The sequence below is a fragment of the Variovorax sp. LjRoot130 genome (assembly GCF_964253755.1).
Taxonomy (GTDB): domain Bacteria; phylum Pseudomonadota; class Gammaproteobacteria; order Burkholderiales; family Burkholderiaceae_C; genus Variovorax.
Genome location: NZ_CAXURM020000001.1, coordinates 2,065,159 through 2,084,987, shown reverse-complemented (window position 1 = coordinate 2,084,987; position 19,829 = coordinate 2,065,159). Strand labels below are relative to the sequence as shown.

The following is a 19,829-nucleotide window of genomic DNA, read 5'->3' as shown; positions in this document are numbered from 1 at the left end:
TCAGAGCACCCGCACGATGCTCGTCGGCTTGAAGCCGAGATCGGCCGCCTTGCCCTTGCGCGCGCGGCTGGCGCGAGCGTTGTTGAGCGTGCGGATCTCCAGCGTCTCCTCGCGTTCCTTGCCGCCGCGGCCGATACCTTCGATCTTCACGCTGCGCGTGTAGGCCGCGGCGCCGGCGAGCGTGTCCTTTGCGTCGAGGTCGATCAGCATGAGCCCGCGGCCGCCCTTGGGCAGCGCCTTCATCTCGAGGATCTCGAAGGTCAGGATGCGTCCGCCCGTCGAGGCGCAGGCCACGTGCGTCGCCGGCGGCATCGGCTCGGCACCGCTCGCGCCGCCGACCAGCGAGGGCCGGGTGAGCTGCTCGCCCTCGCCCACGTCGACGAAGGCCTTGCCGCCGCGCTGGCGCGACATCATGTTCTCGACCGAGGCGATGAAGCCGTAGCCGCCCGTGTTGGCGAGCAGCAGCGCCGCCCCGGGCGGTCCCGCGAAGTAGTGCGCCACGTGCGTGCCGCTGTCGAGATCGATCAGCGTCGTGACCGGCTGGCCGTCGCCGCGCCCGCCCGGCAGCGAGGCCACGGGCACGGTGTAGACGCGCACGGTCTTGTCCTTGGCGGTGCCGAAGACCAGCAAGGTGTCGACCGAACGGCACTCGAAGGCGCCGTAGAGCGCATCGCCGGACTTGAAGCTGTACTCGGGTGCGGCCGCACCCGCGGCGCGCTCGCTGGCCCAGCCCTTCTGCGTGCGGACCCAGCCCTTCTGAGAGACGATCACCGTCACCGGCTCGTCGACCACGCGCACTTCGGCGACGGCGCGCTTCTCGGCCTGGATCAGCGTGCGGCGCGGGTCCTCGAAGCTCTTCGCGTCCTGCTCGATCTCCTTCACCAGCAGGCGGCGCAGCGCCGCCGGGCTCGCGAGGATGTCCTCGAGCTTCTTCTGCTCCTCGCGCAGGCCCTTGAGCTCCTGCTCGATCTTGATGGCCTCCAGCCGCGCCAATTGGCGCAGGCGGATCTCGAGGATGTCCTCGGCCTGCCGCTCGCTCAAATCGAAGCGCGCGATCAGCGCCGCTTTCGGATCCTCGGCCGCACGGATGATCGCGATCACCTCGTCGATGTTGAGCAGCACCAGCTGCCGGCCTTCGAGGATGTGGATGCGGTCCTGCACCTTGCCCAGGCGATGGCGCGAGCGCTTCTCGACCGTGATCTCGCGGAAGGCGATCCACTCGTTGAGCATCTGGCGCAGCGACTTCTGCGTCGGCTTGCCGTCGATGCCGACCATCGTGAGATTGATCGGCGAGGAGCTTTCGAGCGAGGTCTGCGCCAGCAGCGTGGTGATGAACTCCTCCTGGCTGATGCGCGAGGTCTTGGGCTCGAACACCAGGCGCACGGCCGCATCCTTGCTCGACTCGTCGCGCACCACGTCGAGCACCGAGAGCACGGCCGCCTTCAGCTGCGTCTGCTCGGCCGTGAGCGCCTTCTTGCCGGCACGGATCTTGGGATTGGTGAGCTCCTCGATCTCTTCCAGCACCTTCTGCGTACTCACGCCCGGCGGCAACTCGTTGACCACCAGCTGCCACTGGCCGCGTGCGAGCTCCTCGATCTTCCAGCGCGCGCGCACCTTGAGCGAGCCGCGGCCGGTGCGATAGGCCTCGGCGATGTCGGCCGCACCGCTGATGATCTGCGCGCCGCCCGGATAGTCGGGGCCGGGCACCAGCGCGAACAGCTCTTCCTCGCTGAGCTTGCCGTTCGACTTGATCAGCGCCACGCAGGCGTCTGCGATCTCGCGCAGGTTGTGGCTCGGGATCTCGGTGGCCAGGCCGACCGCGATGCCGCTCGCGCCGTTGAGCAGCGTGAAGGGCAGCCGCGCGGGCAGCAGGCGCGGCTCCTCGGTCGAGCCGTCGTAGTTGGGGATGAAATCGACCGTGCCCTCGTCGATCTCGTCGAGCAGCAGGCTGGTGATGCGCGCCAGCCGCGCCTCCGTGTAGCGCATCGCCGCGGCGCCGTCGCCGTCGCGGCTGCCGAAGTTGCCCTGGCCGTCGACCAGCGGATAGCGCTGCGAGAAATCCTGCGCCATGCGCACCAGCGCGTCGTAGGCGGCCTGGTCGCTGTGCGGATGGAAGCGGCCCAGCACGTCGCCGACCACGCGCGCGCTCTTGACCGGCTTGGCACCGACAGTGCCGTTGGCGCCGCCGAAGCCCAGGCCCATGCGCGACATCGAATAAAGAATGCGCCGCTGCACCGGCTTCTGGCCGTCGCTGACGTCGGGCAGCGCGCGGCCCTTGACCACGCTGAGCGCGTATTCGAGGTAGGCGGTCTGCGCGTAGTCGGCCAGCGTGAGGGCGTTGTCGCCTTCGTCGGCAGGGCCTAGGAGATCGAGCGGGGGTTGGGAGTCCATGAAGAAAAGAGAGAAGAAAAAAAGAGTTGCAGGCGGTCGCGCGCGAGCGCGCTCAGCCCAGTGTGAATGCCTCGTGCACCGCCGATTGCACGCTGCCGCCCAGCACCGCGCCGCCGCCCGCGACGTAGATCCAGTCGCCGATCACGGCCGCGCCCACTGCATGGCGCGGCGTGGGCATGGGCGCATGGCGCTGCCAGCTGTCGGCCACCGGATCGTAGCTTTCCATCTGGCCGAAGACCTTGGCCAGGCGCGGCACGCCGCCGGCCAGGAAGCCGCCCTCGCCGCCCATGGCATAGAGGCGGCCGCGATAGACCACCAGGCCATGGCCCGAGCGCGCGGTGGGCAGCGGCGCGCGCAACTCCCAGGTGTCGCGCGCCGGCAGGTAGACGTGGTGCAGTTCGGTGTTGTATTCGAAGGTGTTGAAGCGCCCGCCGATCACGTGAATCTGGCCGTTGTGCGCAATGCAGCCCACATGGTCGCGCGCGCCGGGCAGCGGTTTGCGCGAGGACCAGCGGTCGGCCTGGGGGTCGTAGACCTCGTGCCAGCCCACGCTGGCGCGTTCGGCCGCGGGCTCGGACGCGCCGCCGATCAGGTGGATGGCGCCACCCTGCACCACAGCGGCCGCGGCGCCTCGCGGGCGCGGCAGCGGCGCGATGGCGGTCCAGCGGTTGGCCGCGATCTCATAGACGTAGGCGTTGGTGTCCGAGCGCCGGTTCTGCTCGACGAAGCCGCCGAGGGCATAGACGCGCCCGCCCTCGGCCGCCACCGCGACGTGGTTGGCGCCGCGCGGCAGCGGCGCGCCGTCGAGCCAGCGGTCGGCGGCCGGATCGTAGATGTGGTGGTAGTCGCGGTTGACCGCGCCTTCGCCGTAGCCGCCGACCACGTGCATGCGGCCTTGCGCGGCCGTGGCCCAGGCCATCTCGCTGCGCGGGATCGGCAGGGCCGCGCGCGGCACCCAGCGGCCCGGCGCGCCGGCCGGCGCCGGGCTGTCGGTGACGCGCTGTGCCTCCTGCTCCGGCGTCATGTGGTGCGGCACGCCGCCCTGCAGCCTGGCGTAGGGTTCGGCCGAGGACGGGGCCACGGGCAGATGGTGCTGCGCGCGCGCCGCACCGGTCGTGGCGGCCAGCGCGGTGGCGAGAACGAAGTTTCGGCGCTGCATCGAGCTTCAGGACAGGGCGGGATCGAGCCTCAGCCCCTGCGGCGGCTCGGGCAGCGAAGGCACCGCGGGCACGCCCCGCGAATCCGGCGGCATGTTGCCGCGGCCCAGCGCACCGCCGCGCGGCGGCGCAAGTTCCATGCGCACGCGCCCCGGCGCCTTGCCGCCGCGGCCTGCGGCCGCCGAAGGCTTGAGATAGGCGTAGAGCTGCAGCACCGTCTTCACGTAGTTCTGCGTCTCGCGGTAGTTCGGTATCTTGTTGCCGGCGCGCTGCACCGCGCCCTCGCCCGCGTTGTAGGCCGCAAGCGCGAGCTCGATGTCGCCGGGGAACATCTCGATCAGGTCGCTCAGGTAGCGCGAGCCGGCAGCGATGTTGATGCGCGGGTCGAACAGCTTCTTCTCGAGCGAGCCGCGCTTGTCGGCCTGCACGCCGTAGCGCTGCGCGGTGGCCGGCATCAATTGCATGAGGCCGAGCGCGCCCTTGGGCGACACGGCCTGCGCATCGAAGCCCGACTCGGTGGCGATCAAGGCCTGCAGCAGTTCGTAGTCGATCGCATGGCGCCTGGCGGCTTCGCGCAACGCTCCCTGCGCGGGCTTGTAGCTGGGCGAGGCCTCGAACAGCGCGAGCAGGGTCTGCGAGGCGCGCGGCACCTTGCCGTCGATCCTGCCGGTGCGTCCGCGCAAAAGCGGACCGATGCCGTCCGCCGTGTCGAAGCTCTGTCCGCCGCGGAAGAACAGCTGGTAGCGCTCGTCGAGCTTTTCGGGCGCGAAATGCGCGACGCCCCGCTCGTCGACGTAGCCAAAGATGTCGGCCGCGTGCGCGAGCGGCTGCGTCATCGACAGCAGCAGGGCCAGCAGCAATGGGAGGAAACGGCCAAGGGTGCGCATGGGGGTCAGAGACGCATTTTCGGCGCGAACGCCTACTGCGTCACGCGCTCAAACATCGACCTCGACATCGTCGGCCCGCAGCTCCATCAACTCGCGTCGCGCCGCGGCCTCGCCCTTGCCCATCAGCTTGGTGATCTCGCCCTGCGTGCCCGAGACGTCGAAGCGGCCCAGGCGCACCTGCAGCAGTCGCCGCGTGTCGGGGTTGAGGGTCGTCTCCCACAGCTGCTCGGCGCTCATTTCGCCCAGGCCCTTGAAGCGGCTGATGCTCCAGGCGCCTTCGCGCACGCCGTCCTTGCGCAGCTTGTCGAGGATGGCGACCAGTTCGCCCTCGTCGAGCGCGTAGACCTTCGAGGCCGGCTTCTTGCCGCGCGCCGGCGCGTCGACGCGGAAGAGCGGCGGCTTGGCGACATACACGTGACCGGTTTCGATCAGTTTCGGGAAATGGCGGAAGAACAGCGTCAGGAGCAGCACCTGGATGTGCGAGCCGTCGACGTCGGCATCGCTCAGGATGCAGACCTTGCCGTAGCGCAGGCCCGACATGTCGGGCGTGTCCTCGGGGCCGTGCGGATCGATGCCGATCGCGACCGAGATGTCATGGATTTCGGTGTTGGCGAAGAGGCGGTCGCGCTCCACTTCCCAGGTGTTGAGCACCTTGCCGCGCAGCGGCAGGATGGCCTGGCTTTCCTTGTCGCGGCCCATCTTGGCGCTGCCGCCGGCCGAATCGCCCTCGACCAGGAACACCTCGTTGTGGGCGATGTCCTTGCTCTCGCAGTCGGTCAGCTTGCCGGGCAGCACGGCCACGCCCGAACCCTTGCGCTTCTCGACCTTCTGGCCGGCCTTCTGGCGTGTCTGCGCGGCCTTGATGGCCAGCTCGGCGAGCCTCCTGCCGTAATCGACGTGCTGGTTGAGCCACAGCTCCAGCGCCGGCCGCACGAAGCTGGACACCAGCCGCACGGCGTCGCGCGAATTGAGCCGCTCCTTGATCTGGCCCTGGAACTGCGGATCGAGCACCTTGGCCGAGAGCACGTACGAGGCGCGCGCGAACACGTCCTCCGGCAGCAGCTTCACGCCCTTGGGCAGCAGCGAATGCAGTTCGATGAAGCTCTTGACCGCGTTAAACAGGCCGTCGCGCAGACCGCTCTCATGCGTGCCACCGGCGCTGGTGGGAATGAGGTTGACGTAGCTCTCACGCACCGGCTGGCCTTCCTCGGTGAAGGCGACGCACCACTCGGCGCCCTCGCCCTCGGCGAAGTTGTCGGCGTTCTTGTCGGCATGGCCCGCGCCTTCGAACAGCGGGATCACCGGGTCGCCGTTGAGCTCCTGCATCAGGTAGTCGCGCAGACCGCCCTTGTAGAGCCACTGCTGCGTTTCCTTGGTCTTCTCGACCACCAGCGTGACGGTGACGCCCGGCATCAGCACGGCCTTGCTGCGCAGCAGATGGGTCAGCTCGTGGATCGGAAGCTGGGGCGATTCGAAGTACTTGGCGTCCGGCCAGGCGCGCACCGTGGTGCCCTGCTTGCGGTCGCCGCCGTCGTTGGCGCGCACCACCAGCGGCTCGATCACGTCGCCGCCGGAGAACGCGAGCTGCGCTGCCTTGCCTTCGCGAAAGGACTGGACCTCGAGCCGCTTCGACAGCGCATTGGTCACCGACACGCCCACGCCGTGCAGGCCGCCCGAGAAGCTGTAGGCACCGCCCGAGCCCTTGTCGAACTTGCCGCCCGCGTGCAGCCGGGTGAACACCAGTTCGACCACCGGCGCCTTTTCTTCAGGATGCAGGCCGAAGGGGATGCCGCGGCCATCGTCCTCGACGCTGACCGAGCCGTCCGCGTGCAGCGTGACCTTGATCTTCTTGCCGTAGCCCGCGAGCGCCTCGTCGGCGGCGTTGTCCAGCACTTCCTGGATGATGTGCAGCGGGTTGTCCGTGCGGGTGTACATGCCCGGTCGCTGCTTGACGGGCTCGAGGCCCTTGAGAACGCGGATCGAGCCTTCCGAATAGGCCGGGGGAGTCTTGCTGAGGGTCGCCATGGGGGCGGATTGTATGCGTGGCCCGGCGAAAACCCTGTATGGACATACAGAAGCCCTCTGATGCCGCCGCCGCATCAGCGCGGCCCGAAAATATCAACAATCCCCGTCGCCGCCGTGCCATGCGGCTGCTCCGGCTTTGGATACATTGCCTGGAATGAATTCCACCCTCAAGCCGCTGTCGCTCAAGCAAGTCCTGTTTTGCGGCGCCATGATCGTCACCCTCTCCATGGGCATCCGCCACGGCTTCGGCCTCTGGCTGCAGCCGATCACGCAGGAACAGGGCTGGTCGCGCCAAGGCTTCTCGCTCGCGATCGCGATCCAGAACCTGTCCTGGGGCGTCATCGGCGTCTTCGCCGGCATGCTGGCCGACAAGCTGGGCGCCTTTCGCGTGCTGGTGATGGGCGCGGTGTTCTACGCCCTGGGCCTCGCGGGCATGGCGCTCTCGCCCACGCCGCTGCTCTTCGCGCTGACGGCCGGCGTGCTGATCGGCGCCGCGCAGGCCGGCACCACCTACGCCGTGATCTACGGCGTGATCGGCCGCCAGATTCCGGTGGAGCGGCGCTCCTGGGCCATGGGGGTGGCCGCCGCGGCCGGCTCCTTCGGGCAGTTCCTCATGGTGCCGGTCGAGGGCCACCTGATCGCGGGCTTCGGCTGGCACACGGCCCTGCTGGTGCTGGCGCTCATGGTGCTCCTGATCGTGCCGCTCGCTTTCGGCCTGCGCGAGCCGCGTGTCGGCCACGCAGCCGTCGCGCACCGCGACCAGACCATCCTGCAGGCGGTGCACGAGGCGTTCAAGTACCCGAGCTTCGTGCTGCTGATGGCGGGCTATTTCGTCTGCGGCTTCCAGTTGGCGTTCGTCGGCGTGCACATGCCGAGCTACCTGCGCGACAAGGGGCTGTCGCCCGAGGTGGCGAGCTATGCGCTGGCGCTGGTCGGGCTGTTCAATGTCTTCGGCACCTACGTCGCAGGCTCGCTCGGGGCCCGGCTGGCCAAGCGCAAGCTGCTGGCCGCCATCTACTTCAGCCGTGCGGCGGCGATCGCGATCTTCCTGCTGACGCCGATCACGCCGCTCACGGTGTACGTGTTCGCGAGCGCGATGGGCTTCCTGTGGTTGTCGACCGTGCCGCTGACCAGCGGCATCGTGGCCCAGATCTTCGGCGTGGCGCACCTGTCGATGCTGGGCGGCTTCGTGTTCCTGAGCCACCAGGTCGGCTCCTTCCTCGGCGTCTGGCTCGGCGGCTATCTCTACGACAGCACCGGCAGCTACGACATCGTCTGGTACCTCGCAATCGCGCTCGGCGTGTTCGCAGCGCTGGTCAACCTGCCGGTCAAGGAAGGCGCGATCGCGCGCCCGGTTCCTCAGCCGGCCTGAGATCCTTCGCCATGCGCCCCAACACACTCCATCACCTCGTGCAAGCCGGCTGGCTGGGCGCGGCGGTGCTGGCGCTGCTGGGCGTGTTCGCGCTTTACACGCGCCCCGGCTTCCTCGTGACGCTGGTAGACCAGATCTGGGCCTGCTTCTGAGCCACGACCTCCCGCCCTCCCCCTGGATCGTGCGCTGGTCGCACCTGCTGGCGCCCGGCGCCGCCGTGCTCGACGTGGCCTGCGGTGCGGGGCGGCACATGCGCTGGTTCGCCGAGCGCGGGCATCCGGTGACGGGCGTGGACCGGTCGCCGGAAGCCATCGCTTCGGCGGCCGAGTTCGGGCAGGCTGTGCTGGCCGACATCGAGTCCGGGCCCTGGCCCCTTGGCGGCCGGGTATTCGGGGCGGTGATCGTCACCAACTACCTCTGGCGGCCGCGCCTGCCCGACATCGTCGCCGCGGTCGCGCCCGGCGGCGTGCTGCTCTACGAAACCTTCGCCGCGAGCAACGAGACCGTGGGCAAGCCCTCGCGGCCCGATTTCCTGCTGCAGCCGGGCGAACTGCTCGGCGCCTGCGCGGGCCTGCGGGTCGTGGCTTACGAGGATGGCTTCCTGGCACAGCCGGAGCGCTTCATGCAGCGGATCGCGGCCGTCCGGCCCGCCATCCACTCGCCCGGAACGCCGCCGCGCTACCCGCTCCGAGGGCCCGCCGCCAGTTAGTAGAATGTCTGCTTTTCGTCCACCGACAAAAGAGACCCCCTTGGAGCAACTGACAGGCAGCATCGTCGCGCTCGTCACGCCGATGCATGACGACGGCAGTGTCGACTATCCCGCCCTGCGCCGGCTGATCGACTGGCACATCGACGAAGGCACCGATTGCCTCGGCGTGGTCGGCACCACCGGCGAGTCGCCGACGGTCGACGTCGAGGAGCATTGCGAGATCATCCGCATCGCGGTCGAACAGGCCAAGGGCCGCGTTCCCGTGATGGCCGGCTGCGGCGCCAATTCCACCAAGGAAGCGATCGAACTCGCCAGGTTCGCCAAGGGCGTGGGCGCCGACTCGCAATTGCAGGTGGTGCCCTACTACAACAAGCCGACGCAGGAAGGCCAGTACCTGCACTTCAAGGCGATCGCCGAGGCCGTGGGCGATCTGCCCATCGTGCTCTACAACGTGCCCGGCCGCACGGTGGCCGATATGGCGCACGACACCGTGCTGCGCCTGGCGCAGGTGCCCGGCATCGTCGGCATCAAGGAAGCCACCGGCAACATCGAACGCGCGCAGTGGCTGATCCGCGATCTGCCGAAGAATTTCGCGGTCTATTCGGGCGACGATCCGACCGCCGTCGCGCTGATGCTGTGCGGCGGCCAGGGCAACATCAGCGTCACGGCCAACGTGGCGCCGCGCAAGATGCATGAGCTTTGCATGGCCGCGATCGCCGGCGACACCCGGCGCGCGATGCAGATCCAGTTCGAGCTGATGCCGCTGCATCGCCATCTGTTCGTCGAACCGAATCCGATCCCGGTCAAGTGGGCCATGGCCCGGCTCGGCCTGTGCGGCGGTGCACTGCGCCTGCCGCTCACCGAGCTCGCCGAAGCGAGCCGTCCGGTGGTCGAGTCCGCGCTGCGCGCCAGCGGCTTGCTCAAGGACTGATTCCATCCGCACCGCCCTTCGCGAACGCCGGCAACCTTTTGCGCAGCCGGCGCTCTGACACAGCGGGACGCTGCTGCCCATCGATTGAGCTAAACATTCCACAAGGAAGACGACGTTGAAAACCATTTCGCGATTCGCACTGCTGGCCCTGATCGCCAGCCTCGCCGCCTGCTCGGTCCTCGAGAGCGACAAGATCGATTACAAGAGCGCCGGCAAGGCACCCACGCTCGAAGTGCCGCCCGATCTCACGCAGCTCTCGCGCGAAAACCGCTACGCGGTGCCCGGCGGCGCGGTGACGGCCAGCGGCTACCAGGCCGGCATTGCCAACGCGCCCAGCATCCCGACGGCCGTCGGCAACATCGGCGACGTTCGCATGGAGCGCTCGGGTTCGCAGCGCTGGATCGTCGTCAACCGCTCGCCCGACCAGCTCTGGGAGCCGGTGCGCGACTTCTGGCAGGAGAACGGCTTCCTGCTCACCACTGATCAGCGCAACCTCGGCATCATGGAGACCGACTGGGCCGAGAACCGTGCCAAGCTGCCGCAGGACGTCATCCGCGGCACGCTCGGCAAGCTGGTCGATTCGGTCTATTCCACCGGCGAACTCGATCGCTTCCGCACCCGCCTCGAGCGCACGCCCAACGGCACCGAGATCTTCGTGAGCCACCGCGGCATGGAAGAGGTCTACAACACCGCGCGCAAGGACCAGACGGTCTGGCAGCCGCGCGCCACCGACCCCGAGCTCGAAACCGAATTCCTGCGCCGCCTGATGGTGAAGCTGGGCGTTTCGCAGGAGCAGTCGAAGCTGCTCGCCGCGACCAGCGCACCCGCGCGCACCGCCAGCGTCGCCAACGTCGGTGGCCAGCCGGTGGTGCAGATCAACGAGAACTTCGAGCGGGCATGGCGCCGCGTCGGCCTCGCGCTGGACCGCACCGGCTTCACGGTCGAAGACCGCGACCGCAGCGCCGGCACCTACTTCGTGCGCTACGTGGCGCCCAACCCGGACAAGAAGGAACCCGGCTTCTTCGGCAAGCTGTTCAGCAGCTCGGGCAAGGCCGAGGCGCCGCTCAAGTACCGCATCATGGTCAAGGGCCAGGGCGATGCCAGCACGGTGGCGGTACTCAACGAAAGCGGCGCGCCCGAAACCTCGGCGAATGCACAACGCATCGTGCAGGTCATCGCGGACGACCTGAAGTAGGTCTTCTCGAATGCTGCGCTTCCGCAGTCTGGGCAGCGGCAGCACGGGCAATGCCACGCTGGTCGAGGCGACGAGCGGCGGCCGCACATCGAGGCTCCTGATCGACTGCGGCTTCGGGCTGCGGCAGCTCGACGCGCGGCTGGCACGCGCAGGCCTCGCGGCCTGCGACATCGACGCGGTCTTCGTCACGCACGAGCATGGCGACCACATCGGCTGCGCACACGCGCTGTCGCGCCGCGAGCGGCTGCAGGTCTGGATGAGCGAGGGCACCTGGCTCGCCACCGGCGGGCGCGATTTCGAAGGCCGCCTGGGTCTGGCGCGCGACGGCGCTGACATCGAAGTCGGCGACATCGTGGTCCAGCCCTTCACCGTTCCGCACGATGCCCGTGAGCCGCTGCAGCTGCGCTGCACCGATGGCGCACGCAGCCTCGGCGTGCTGACCGACCTCGGGCACGCGACACCGCACGTGCTGGCCCGCTTGATGGGGCTCGACGCGCTGCTGATCGAGTTCAATCACGACAGCGACATGCTGGCCGGCTCGGCCTATCCGCCCTTCCTGAAGCTGCGCGTCGGCGGCAACTACGGCCACTTGTCCAACGCCGCCGCGGCAGCCATTGCGCGTGCCGTGCATCACGGCGGACTGCGCCACGTGCTGGCAGCCCACCTCAGCGAACAGAACAACCGGCCCGAGATCGTGCGGCGCGCGATGGCCGAGGCACTCGGCGCCGGCGAGGACGAGATGCTGACGGCGAACGCCGTAGAGGGCTCGCCCTGGCTCGATCTCTAGGCAATGAAAAAGGCCGCCCGAAGGCGGCCTTTGAGCATGTGCTGCAGCCTTACTGCTTGGGTGCTTCCTCTTTCTTCTTGGCCGCTTCGGTGGCGGCATTGGCCGCATCGAGTGCCGACTGCGAGCCGGGCGACGGTGCAGGCGTCGTGGCCGACGTATCGGGCGCAGCAGGTGCTGCTGCCGGTGGAGGCGGAGGTGCGGGTGCCGGCGTGACGGAGGCAGGCGGCGGGGTGACGACGGCCGGCGCGGATTCCTCCTTCTTGCCGCAAGCAGTCAATGCAGCAGCGGCGATCAGCGAGGCGAGCAGGACGGACTTTCTCATTACATGACTCCTTTGGATGAAGGTCTCGAAAGAAAAATTCTAGACCTGCACCTTCGCAGGAAGATGTCTGGCGCCGCGATTCGCGGCATTGGCTTACAAGCCCAGCGTGGAAGCCGGAAAGGCCGGTCGCGCATGCCGCAGGCACTCGTCGATTCTTTCGCGCAAGGCGCGCCGGCCCGCGGGCTCGCGGCCGCAGACACCGCGGCTGCGCTCGACATCGATGCGGTTCAGAAACCAGGACGGCGTCCAGATGCCGCTCGGCACCTGCGGCAGGCCCGGCCCCTCGCAGGCCCGGCAGTCGACAATGTGGCTCCACATGCGGCGCCAGTGCACGAAGCGTGCATGCTCGCGCTCGAACACGTCGAAGCGCTGCGCCAGCAGCACGAAGCTGCGCCCGTTGGCCGACCAGGCCTGCAGCGCATCGGCGATGGCGCGCTCGCCCAGCGGCCAATCGCCGAAGCCGGGGTCGGAGAGAATGATCTCGCGCCAGTTCTGTTGCACGGCAGCAGCGAGCGCCGCATGCAGATAGGCCTGAAAGGCATGACGGCCATCGAAGGGCCCCTCGGGCAAGGACGTGGTGTCGACTTCTTCATTCGGCATGCAGCCACCCCGCTTCGCACCAGTCGCCCAGGAGCGCCAGCGCACCTTCGCTCGCGCCTCGGAGATCGCGCGGACCGAGCGCGCGCTGATCGGCCAAAAGGCGCATCAACTTCGCATCGCGGCCCGAGGCGCGAAAGCTTTCGCCGTTGATGTAGAGATGCCGCGCGTCGTAGAGCATACGCGTGCGGCGGTCGAGCGCAACGCCGGCGAGCGCCGACGGCAACTCGCCCTGGTCGAACCAGACTGTGGGCTTGGGCTCGGTCATCGATTCGCCCAGCGCACGATCGATCGCGTCGGGGTTGCGCAAGGCGGCTAACACCGCATCGCGCGCAAAGGCTTGCAGGGCGGGCGGTATCGCCGCCGGCGCCTCCACCGCAGGCTGCGCGGGATCGCGGTAATGAAGCGCCGTCTTCGTCGGCGCATCCTCCAGCGCCTCGGCCTGCGCCTCCGCGATGCGCGCGAGCAGGTCGACGCCGAGCGGGGCGGCGGCCGGCGCGCGCAGTCCGATCGAATAGGTCATGCAGTCGCCGCCGACCGCGACACCCTCGTGCGCGTAGCGCGGCGGCAGATAGAGCATGTCGCCGGCTTCGAGCACGAAGCTCTGCTCGGGCTCGAACTGCGCCAGGATCTTGAGCGGCACCTCGGGCTGCAGGCGCAGATCGCGCTGCTTGCCGATGGACCAGCGGCGCTGTCCCTGGGCCTGCAGCAAGAACACGTCGTAGCTGTCGAAATGCGCGCCGACGCCGCCACCGTCGCTCGCATAGCTGATCATCAGGTCGTCGAGCCGCGCGTCGGGAACGAAACGGAACTGCTGCAACAATGCATGAACGCCCTGGTGATGCAGATCGACGCCCTGCACCAGCAGGGTCCAGTCAGGCTGCTTCAGCGATGGCAGCGCCCTGCGCGGCAAGGGGCCATGCCGCAGGGTCCAGCCGGCCTTGCCGTGGCGAATGAGCCGCGTCTCGACCTCCTCGCGTTCGGCCAGCGCGAACAGCGCCTGGCGCTCGATCGGTGGCACCATGGCGGGCACGGCCTGGCGCACGAGCAGCGGTTTCTTCTGCCAGTGACGGCGCATGAATTGCGAAGCGCTGAGGCCGCCGAGCAAAGGCAAGGATCGATGAATCTCCATGGGAGAATTCTGCAATGGAAATCTCTGAACAATGCGTGGTCGGCCTGACCTGGACGCTGAAAGACACCCTGGGCGAGGTGCTCGACGTGCTCGACGATCCGGTCGAATTCCTGGTCGGTGGCGACGATCTTTTCGATGCGATCGAGGCCGCCCTGCTCGGCCACGGGCCCGGCGCTCGGGTGCTGCTCCAGCTCGAACCTGAACAGGCCTTCGGCGACTTCAACGACCAGCTGCTCTTCCTCGAGCCGCGCGCCCTCTTTCCTGAAGGCACGGAAGAAGGCATGACCTTCGACGGCGCCGCCTTGCCCGCGGGCGTGAATCACGACATGCCCAAGAACGCAATCTACACCGTGAGCGAGATCTACCCCGAGCACCTGGTGCTCGACGGCAACCATCCGCTCGCAGGCATCGCGATCCGGCTCGACATCACGGTGAAGTCGGTGCGCGAAGCCACCGAAGAAGAAATCGGCCGGGGCACGGCGGGCACAGGTTTCTTCAAGGTGCCGCCGATGGCGCCGGGCAACGACCTGCTGCACTAACAACAAGGGACACAAGGACAAAAAAAGCCGGGCATGCCCGGCTTTTTCTTTTGTGCACTGCGCGCTCAGAAGCGCGAGATCTGGCCGCCGTCGATGCGCACGCGGTCGCCGACGCGCAGGTCGCCCGGGCTCGGCACATCGAAGGAACGGTAGGCACCGTTGTCGGTCTGGATCGAGACGCGGTAGCTTTCGTAGACGCGCGGCGCGTTGCGGTTGGCTTCGATGCTGTTGCCCAGCAGCGCACCGCCGACCACGCCCAGCGCAGTCGCCGCCGCGCGGCCGCTGCCATGACCGAACTGATTGCCGACCACGCCGCCGAGGACGCCGCCGGCCACCGCACCGCCGCCGGTGGTGCCGGTGCCTGCGGTCTGGCTGCGCAGCACCTCGATATTGGCCACATGGCCATATTCCACATAGGGCGACTGGGCCACCGGCTGAACCGGCTGGTACGGATAGCGCGAGGTCTGATAGACCGGCGCCGGCGCCACGCAGGCGGTCAGGGTTGCGAGCGCAAGAACGGATGCAGTGACGGAAACAAGGCGGATTGAAATCTTCATGGTGTAGTGCTCCTCGAAACAGGTCTGGCGCGATGCGCGCTCCGCATGTGTCCTAACGCATCGCGCTCTTGCGCGATGACCGTGCACACATGTTGAAACCTTCGATGCCAAAACCGCATCGCCGGTTCCATTCTTTACCTGTGGGAGCGAGCCTACAGCCCCTCGCCTCAATGCTTGCCGGTCGAGCCGTAGCCGCCTTCGCCGCGCTCGCTGGGCGGGAATTCCGACACCACCCGGAACCGCGCCTGCACCACCGGCACGATCACCAGTTGGGCCAGCCGTTCCATCGGCTGCAGCACGAAGGCGGTGTCGCTGCGGTTCCAGGCGCTGACCTTCAGCTCGCCTTGGTAGTCGCTGTCGATCAGCCCGACGAGATTGCCGAGCACGATGCCATGCTTGTGGCCCAGGCCCGAGCGCGGCAGGATCAGCGCGGCGTAGCCGGGATCGGCCAGGTGGACCGCAATGCCGGTGCCCACCAGTTGCCAGGCGTTCGGTTCCAGCGTGATGGGCGCGTCGAGGCAGGCGCGCAGGTCCAGCCCGGCGCTGCCGGAGGTTGCATAGGCAGGCAACTGGTCCTGCATGCGGGGATCGAGGATTCGAAGGTCGACTTTCACTTACTTGCCACGCCTTTTTTGCTGCTGATGTTCTTGCTGTTTCCTGGCCGCTGCCTCGACCCATTGCTTCCAGTTCTCCATGCCGGGAGGGAGCGCCAAGCGCCGCAGCTTGTGCGCCAGCCAGAGGCCAATCGCAAACACCACCGCGACCACGCCCAAGGGCACGTCGAGCGACAACAGCACGAGCAGGATCAGGACCCAGACGATGCCCAGCACCTTGATCATCTTGCGCACCACGTCGCCGCTGCCCGCCGCCGGGCGCACCTCGCCATTCGACTGGGCGCTGCGCCGCGCGGCAGAGGCTGCATCCGCGATCGCGTTGTGCGGCTCGGAGGACGGCGTCATGCCGACGTCCAGACCGTGCTCGCCGTTCTGGTTCTCGCTTCTGGGCAATGCCGCCTGCGCGGTCAGCCGCTCCACGTAGCTCGCGAAGTCGCCATCAGGCGGCGTGTTCCATTGGGGATTCATCGCTAGCTCCTTGCCGGCAGGCGTGCCGCGATTTCGGCCACCAGTTCGCGCGCCAGCGCGAGCTTGGGCGCACGCGGCAACTCGCGCACGCCCTTGGCGTCGACCAGCAGCAGGCTGTTGTGGTCCTGCCCGAAGGTCAGCGGGCCGATATTGCCGACCAGGAGCGGAATACCCTTGCGTTCGCGCTTGGCCTTCGCGTGCTCGGCCAGGTTTTCGCTTTCGGCCGCGAAACCCACGCAGAACAGCCGGCCGGCCTTGGCGCGCTCGCCTTGCGCGACGGTGAGCAGGATGTCGTCGTTCTCGACGAAATGGAGCGCCGGCGGCTGGCCGCTGCCGTCTTTCTTGATCTTGTGCTTGCTGTGGGATGCCGGCCGCCAATCGGCCACCGCGGCCGTTGCGACGAAGACCGCCGCATCCTGCGTGGCACGCAGGGTCGCGTCGAGCATCTCCTTGGCCGAGATCACGTCGACGCGGCCGACGCCGCGCGGCGTGGGCAGGTGCACCGGGCCGGCCACCAGGGTGACTTCGGCGCCCGCCTCGCGCGCCGCGCGCGCGATGGCAAAGCCCATCTTGCCCGACGAGTGGTTGGTGATGCCGCGGATCGGATCGAGCGCCTCGAAGGTCGGGCCGGCCGTGACGACCACGCGCCGGCCGGCCAGCACCTTGGGCTGGAACTGCGCCACGATCTCCTCGAGGAGTTGCTCGGCCTCGAGCATGCGGCCGTCGCCGGTCTCGCCGCAGGCCTGCCAGCCGTTGCCGACACCCAGCACCCGAGCGCCGTCGGCGTCGACCTGGCGCAAGTTGCGCTGCGTGGCCGGATGAACCCACATCTCGCGATTCATGGCCGGCGCGATCAGGAGCGGCACGCGCTCGGCCGGACGCGCGAGGCAGAGCAGGCTCAGCAGTTCGTCGGAACGGCCCTGCACCAGGCGGGCAATGAAATCGGCACTCGCAGGCGCCAGCACGATCGCATCGGCCTCGCGGCTCAGGTTGATGTGCGGCATGTTGTTGGCCTCGCGCCCGTCCCACTGCGAGGTGTAGACCGGCCGGCCGGACAGCGCCTGCATGGTCACCGGGGTGATGAACTGCGTGGCAGCCTCGGTCATCACCACCTGCACGGTGGCGCCGGCCTTGACGAGCAGCCTGCAAAGTTCGGCCGACTTGTAGCAGGCGATGCCACCGGTCAGGCCCAGAACGATGTGTTTTCCTGCGAGGTCTTGCATGGCCGGCAGTGTATCTGTGGCGGCCCTACGGCGGCCAGGGCAAGAGGCCCCACCTATAATCCCCATTTCCCACTGCCCGGACCTGCAAGTTCGGAACTGGCATGACCAAATTCGTCTTCGTCACCGGTGGTGTGGTGTCTTCCCTGGGCAAGGGAATCGCCTCCGCCTCGCTCGCCGCGATCCTCGAATCGCGCGGCCTCAAAGTCACCCTCATCAAGCTGGACCCCTACATCAACGTCGACCCCGGCACGATGTCGCCCTTCCAGCACGGCGAGGTCTTCGTCACCGACGACGGCGCCGAAACCGACCTCGATCTCGGCCACTACGAGCGCTTCGTCACCACGCGCATGCGCAAGGCCAACAACTTCACCACCGGCCAGATCTACAAGTCGGTGCTCGAGAAGGAGCGCCGCGGCGACTATCTCGGCAAGACGGTGCAGGTGATTCCGCACATCACCAACGAGATCCAGGAATACATCAAGCGCGGCGCCGGCCTCGGCACGCCGCACGAGGTGGACGTGGCGATCGTCGAGATCGGCGGCACCGTCGGCGACATCGAATCGCTGCCCTTCCTCGAAGCGGTGCGCCAGATGAGCCTGCGCATGGGCCCCAACAACTCGGCCTTCGTGCACCTGAGCTACGTGCCCTGGATCGCCGCCGCCGGCGAACTCAAGACCAAGCCCACCCAGCACACCGCCAAGGAATTGCGCGCCATCGGCATCCAGGCCGATGCCCTGCTGTGCCGCGCCGACCGCCCCATTCCGGACGACGAACGCGCCAAGATCTCGCTGTTCTCCAACGTGCCCGAATGGGGCGTGATCTCGATGTGGGACGTGGACACCATCTACAAGGTGCCGCGCATGCTGCACGAACAAGGCCTGGACGGGCTGATCTGCGACAAGCTGCGCATCAACACGCCGCCGGCCAAGCTCAAGCGCTGGGACGACCTGGTCTACGAGGTCGAGCATCCGCAGAAGGAAGTGACGATCGCGATGGTCGGCAAGTACGTCGACCTCTCCGACAGCTACAAGTCGCTCAACGAAGCGCTGCGCCATGCCGGCATGAAGAACCATGCGCGCGTGAAGATCGACTACGTCGACTCGGAAACCATCTCCCCGCAGGACGTGGCCCGGCTCGCCAAGTACGACGCGATCCTGGTGCCGGGCGGCTTCGGCCAGCGCGGCGTCGAGGGCAAAATCTCGGCGGCGCGTTTTGCCCGCGAAACGAAGGTGCCGTACCTTGGCATCTGCCTGGGCATGCAGGTCGCGACCATCGAGTACGCCCGCAACGTCGCCGGGCTCAAGAACGCCAACAGCACCGAGTTCGATCCCGAAACCTCTTGCCCCGTGATCGCGCTGATCACCGAGTGGAAGGACAACGACGGCACTATCAAGCTGCGCGACGAGAAGTCCGACCTTGGCGGCACCATGCGCCTGGGCGCCCAAAGCTCCGACGTGGCCGCGGGCACGCTGGCCCACAGCATCTACGGCGACGTGGTGACCGAGCGCCACCGCCACCGCTACGAGGCCAACGTCAACTACCTCGACGAGCTGCGCCGCGCCGGCCTGGTGATCTCGGCGCTCACCCAGCGCGAGCATCTGACCGAGATCGTCGAGCTGCCGCAGGACGTGCACCCCTGGTTCATGGGCGTGCAGTTCCACCCCGAATTCAAGTCCACGCCGTGGAGCGGCCATCCCTTGTTCAACGCCTTCATCAAGGCGGCGCTGGAACACCAGGGCGCGGACAAGAAAGCACTGAAGGTCGTGGCATGAAACTCTGCGGATTCGACATCGGGCTCGACAAGCCCTTCTTCCTGATCGCCGGCCCCTGTGTCGTCGAGTCCGAGCAATTGCAGATGGACACTGCCGGCACGCTGAAGGAAATCACCTCCGCGCTCGGCATCCCCTTCATCTTCAAGAGCAGCTTCGACAAGGCCAACCGCTCCTCGGGCACCAGCTTCCGCGGCCCGGGCCGCGACAAGGGCCTGGAGATCCTGGCCAAGGTCAAGCGCGAGCTGGGCCTGCCGGTCTTGACCGACGTGCACACCGAAGAAGACATCGCGGCCGCTGCACAGGTGGTCGACGTGCTGCAGACGCCCGCCTTCCTGTGCCGCCAGACCGACTTCATCCGCGCCGCGGCGCAGTCGGGCAAGCCGGTCAACATCAAGAAGGGCCAGTTCCTCGCGCCGCACGACATGAAGAACGTGATCGACAAGGCGCGCGCGGCGGCCAAGGAAAAGGGGCTGCCCGAAGACAGCTTCATGGCCTGCGAGCGCGGCGCCAGCTTCGGCTACAACAACCTGGTGTCGGACATGCGCTCGCTCGCGATCATGCGCGAGACCGGCGCGCCGGTGGTGTTCGATGCCACGCACTCGGTGCAGCTGCCCGGCGGCCAGGGCACGAGCTCGGGCGGCCAGCGCGAGATGGTGCCGGTGCTGTCGCGCGCCGCGGTCGCCGTGGGCGTGGCCGGCCTCTTCATGGAGACGCACCCCGATCCTGCCAAGGCACTGAGCGACGGGCCGAATGCCGTGCCGCTCAAGCACATGAAGGCGCTGCTCGAGACGCTGCTGGCGCTCGACGGCGTTACCAAGAAAAACGCATTCCTGGAGAACACATTTCAGTCATGAGCGCATACATCATTGCGAATGTCGAGGTCACGAATCCGACGCAATATGAGGAGTACAAGAAGCTGTCCTCCAAAGCCATGCAGGTCTACGGCGCAGAAGTCTGCGTGCGCGGCGGCAAGGTCGAAGTGCTCGAGGGCGATTGGAATCCGCAACGCCTCGTCGTGCTCAAGTTCCCGAGCGTCGAGGCCGCGAAGAAGTTCAGCGAGTCGCCTGAATACGGAGAAGCTCGCGCGTCTCGCCAAGGTGCGGCGGTCATGCGAATGATCGTTGTCGAAGGTCTGTGATTCGAATTTTTGA

General features: G+C 67.7%; 21 protein-coding genes. 10 read left to right on the top strand and 11 right to left on the bottom strand.

Translation table 11 applies throughout. The features are described from left to right. From parC to ACSQ86_RS10545, 4 genes are read right to left on the bottom strand one after another with little or no spacing between them, the layout of a single operon-like run. Complete coding sequence (gene parC, locus ACSQ86_RS10560) at nucleotides 1-2,391, bottom strand: DNA topoisomerase IV subunit A (RefSeq protein ID WP_093102589.1); 2,391 nt, start codon at nucleotides 2,389-2,391, stop codon at nucleotides 1-3. 52 nt (nucleotides 2,392-2,443) lie between these two features. Next, complete coding sequence (locus tag ACSQ86_RS10555; protein WP_436303585.1) at nucleotides 2,444-3,550, bottom strand: Kelch repeat-containing protein; 1,107 nt, start codon at nucleotides 3,548-3,550, stop codon at nucleotides 2,444-2,446. Between the two features lie 6 nt (nucleotides 3,551-3,556). Further along, nucleotides 3,557-4,435, bottom strand: a complete 879-nt coding sequence (locus ACSQ86_RS10550; protein WP_436303584.1) for a lytic transglycosylase domain-containing protein — start codon at nucleotides 4,433-4,435, stop codon at nucleotides 3,557-3,559. 48 nt (nucleotides 4,436-4,483) lie between these two features. Beyond that, nucleotides 4,484-6,460 (bottom strand): DNA topoisomerase IV subunit B, encoded by a 1,977-nt coding sequence (locus tag ACSQ86_RS10545; RefSeq protein ID WP_436303583.1) that lies wholly within the window; start codon nucleotides 6,458-6,460, stop codon nucleotides 4,484-4,486. 154 nt (nucleotides 6,461-6,614) lie between these two features. On the opposite strand from ACSQ86_RS10545, the gene ACSQ86_RS10540 reads away from it, so the two are divergent. The 6 genes from ACSQ86_RS10540 to ACSQ86_RS10515 all read left to right on the top strand — a co-directional run bounded on the left by ACSQ86_RS10540 (nucleotide 6,615) and on the right by ACSQ86_RS10515 (nucleotide 11,454). Next, on the top strand, nucleotides 6,615-7,832 hold the full coding sequence (locus tag ACSQ86_RS10540; protein ID WP_436303582.1) for an MFS transporter: 1,218 nt from the start codon (nucleotides 6,615-6,617) through the stop codon (nucleotides 7,830-7,832). An 11-nt stretch (nucleotides 7,833-7,843) separates the two neighbouring features. Then, nucleotides 7,844-7,984 (top strand): hypothetical protein, encoded by a 141-nt coding sequence (locus tag ACSQ86_RS10535; RefSeq protein WP_436308840.1) that lies wholly within the window; start codon nucleotides 7,844-7,846, stop codon nucleotides 7,982-7,984. A 29-nt stretch (nucleotides 7,985-8,013) separates the two neighbouring features. Next, the gene (locus ACSQ86_RS10530) at nucleotides 8,014-8,541 is read left to right on the top strand and encodes a class I SAM-dependent methyltransferase (RefSeq protein ID WP_436303580.1); all 528 of its coding nucleotides are present in this window, start codon (nucleotides 8,014-8,016) and stop codon (nucleotides 8,539-8,541) included. A gap of 4 nt (nucleotides 8,542-8,545) precedes the next feature. After that, on the top strand, nucleotides 8,546-9,472 hold the full coding sequence (gene dapA / locus ACSQ86_RS10525) for a 4-hydroxy-tetrahydrodipicolinate synthase (protein WP_436303579.1): 927 nt from the start codon (nucleotides 8,546-8,548) through the stop codon (nucleotides 9,470-9,472). Nucleotides 9,473-9,587: 115 nt separating this feature from the next. Next, complete coding sequence (bamC, locus tag ACSQ86_RS10520) at nucleotides 9,588-10,667, top strand: outer membrane protein assembly factor BamC (RefSeq protein WP_093102577.1); 1,080 nt, start codon at nucleotides 9,588-9,590, stop codon at nucleotides 10,665-10,667. A gap of 10 nt (nucleotides 10,668-10,677) precedes the next feature. Beyond that, nucleotides 10,678-11,454 (top strand): MBL fold metallo-hydrolase, encoded by a 777-nt coding sequence (locus tag ACSQ86_RS10515; protein ID WP_436303578.1) that lies wholly within the window; start codon nucleotides 10,678-10,680, stop codon nucleotides 11,452-11,454. A 49-nt stretch (nucleotides 11,455-11,503) separates the two neighbouring features. Here ACSQ86_RS10515 and ACSQ86_RS10510 read toward each other — a convergent pair whose 3' ends face one another. The 3 genes from ACSQ86_RS10510 to ACSQ86_RS10500 all read right to left on the bottom strand — a co-directional run bounded on the left by ACSQ86_RS10510 (nucleotide 11,504) and on the right by ACSQ86_RS10500 (nucleotide 13,505). Beyond that, nucleotides 11,504-11,776: a hypothetical protein gene (locus ACSQ86_RS10510; protein WP_436303577.1), complete on the bottom strand. Its 273-nt coding sequence runs from the start codon at nucleotides 11,774-11,776 to the stop codon at nucleotides 11,504-11,506. A 93-nt stretch (nucleotides 11,777-11,869) separates the two neighbouring features. Further along, nucleotides 11,870-12,376, bottom strand: a complete 507-nt coding sequence (locus tag ACSQ86_RS10505) for a hypothetical protein (protein ID WP_436303576.1) — start codon at nucleotides 12,374-12,376, stop codon at nucleotides 11,870-11,872. After that, nucleotides 12,366-13,505: a JmjC domain-containing protein gene (locus tag ACSQ86_RS10500; RefSeq protein ID WP_436308839.1), complete on the bottom strand. Its 1,140-nt coding sequence runs from the start codon at nucleotides 13,503-13,505 to the stop codon at nucleotides 12,366-12,368. Before ACSQ86_RS10500 ends, ACSQ86_RS10505 begins: the two co-directional genes overlap by 11 nt. Nucleotides 13,506-13,519: 14 nt before the next feature. Here ACSQ86_RS10500 and ACSQ86_RS10495 point away from each other — a divergent pair, with 14 nt between their 5' ends. Beyond that, nucleotides 13,520-14,044, top strand: coding sequence for an FKBP-type peptidyl-prolyl cis-trans isomerase (locus tag ACSQ86_RS10495; protein WP_093102567.1), 525 nt, complete (start codon nucleotides 13,520-13,522; stop codon nucleotides 14,042-14,044). Between the two features lie 65 nt (nucleotides 14,045-14,109). On the opposite strand, the gene ACSQ86_RS10490 is transcribed toward ACSQ86_RS10495, so the two are convergent. The 4 genes from ACSQ86_RS10490 to coaBC form a co-directional block, all read right to left on the bottom strand. After that, entirely contained in the window at nucleotides 14,110-14,601 is a 492-nt protein-coding gene (locus ACSQ86_RS10490) for a glycine zipper 2TM domain-containing protein (RefSeq protein WP_093102566.1), read from the bottom strand. A 167-nt stretch (nucleotides 14,602-14,768) separates the two neighbouring features. Further along, nucleotides 14,769-15,215, bottom strand: coding sequence for a dUTP diphosphatase (dut, locus tag ACSQ86_RS10485; RefSeq protein ID WP_436303574.1), 447 nt, complete (start codon nucleotides 15,213-15,215; stop codon nucleotides 14,769-14,771). Continuing rightward, nucleotides 15,216-15,683, bottom strand: coding sequence for a hypothetical protein (locus ACSQ86_RS10480; protein WP_093102562.1), 468 nt, complete (start codon nucleotides 15,681-15,683; stop codon nucleotides 15,216-15,218). It lies immediately after the preceding gene. A 2-nt stretch (nucleotides 15,684-15,685) separates the two neighbouring features. Then, complete coding sequence (coaBC, locus tag ACSQ86_RS10475) at nucleotides 15,686-16,906, bottom strand: bifunctional phosphopantothenoylcysteine decarboxylase/phosphopantothenate--cysteine ligase CoaBC (RefSeq protein ID WP_436303573.1); 1,221 nt, start codon at nucleotides 16,904-16,906, stop codon at nucleotides 15,686-15,688. Nucleotides 16,907-17,007: 101 nt separating this feature from the next. Here coaBC and ACSQ86_RS10470 point away from each other — a divergent pair, with 101 nt between their 5' ends. The 3 genes from ACSQ86_RS10470 to ACSQ86_RS10460 are packed head-to-tail and all read left to right on the top strand — an operon-like array spanning nucleotide 17,008 to nucleotide 19,816. Then, nucleotides 17,008-18,678, top strand: coding sequence for a CTP synthase (locus ACSQ86_RS10470; RefSeq protein WP_093102558.1), 1,671 nt, complete (start codon nucleotides 17,008-17,010; stop codon nucleotides 18,676-18,678). Then, nucleotides 18,675-19,532: a 3-deoxy-8-phosphooctulonate synthase gene (gene kdsA / locus ACSQ86_RS10465; protein WP_093102556.1), complete on the top strand. Its 858-nt coding sequence runs from the start codon at nucleotides 18,675-18,677 to the stop codon at nucleotides 19,530-19,532. The genes ACSQ86_RS10470 and kdsA overlap by 4 nt, the downstream gene beginning before the upstream one ends. Next, nucleotides 19,529-19,816 carry a DUF1330 domain-containing protein gene (locus tag ACSQ86_RS10460; protein WP_093102554.1) on the top strand — a complete coding sequence of 96 codons (288 nt, stop codon included), beginning with the start codon at nucleotides 19,529-19,531 and terminating at the stop codon, nucleotides 19,814-19,816. Before kdsA ends, ACSQ86_RS10460 begins: the two co-directional genes overlap by 4 nt. The last annotated feature ends 13 nt before the right edge of the window (nucleotides 19,817-19,829 follow it).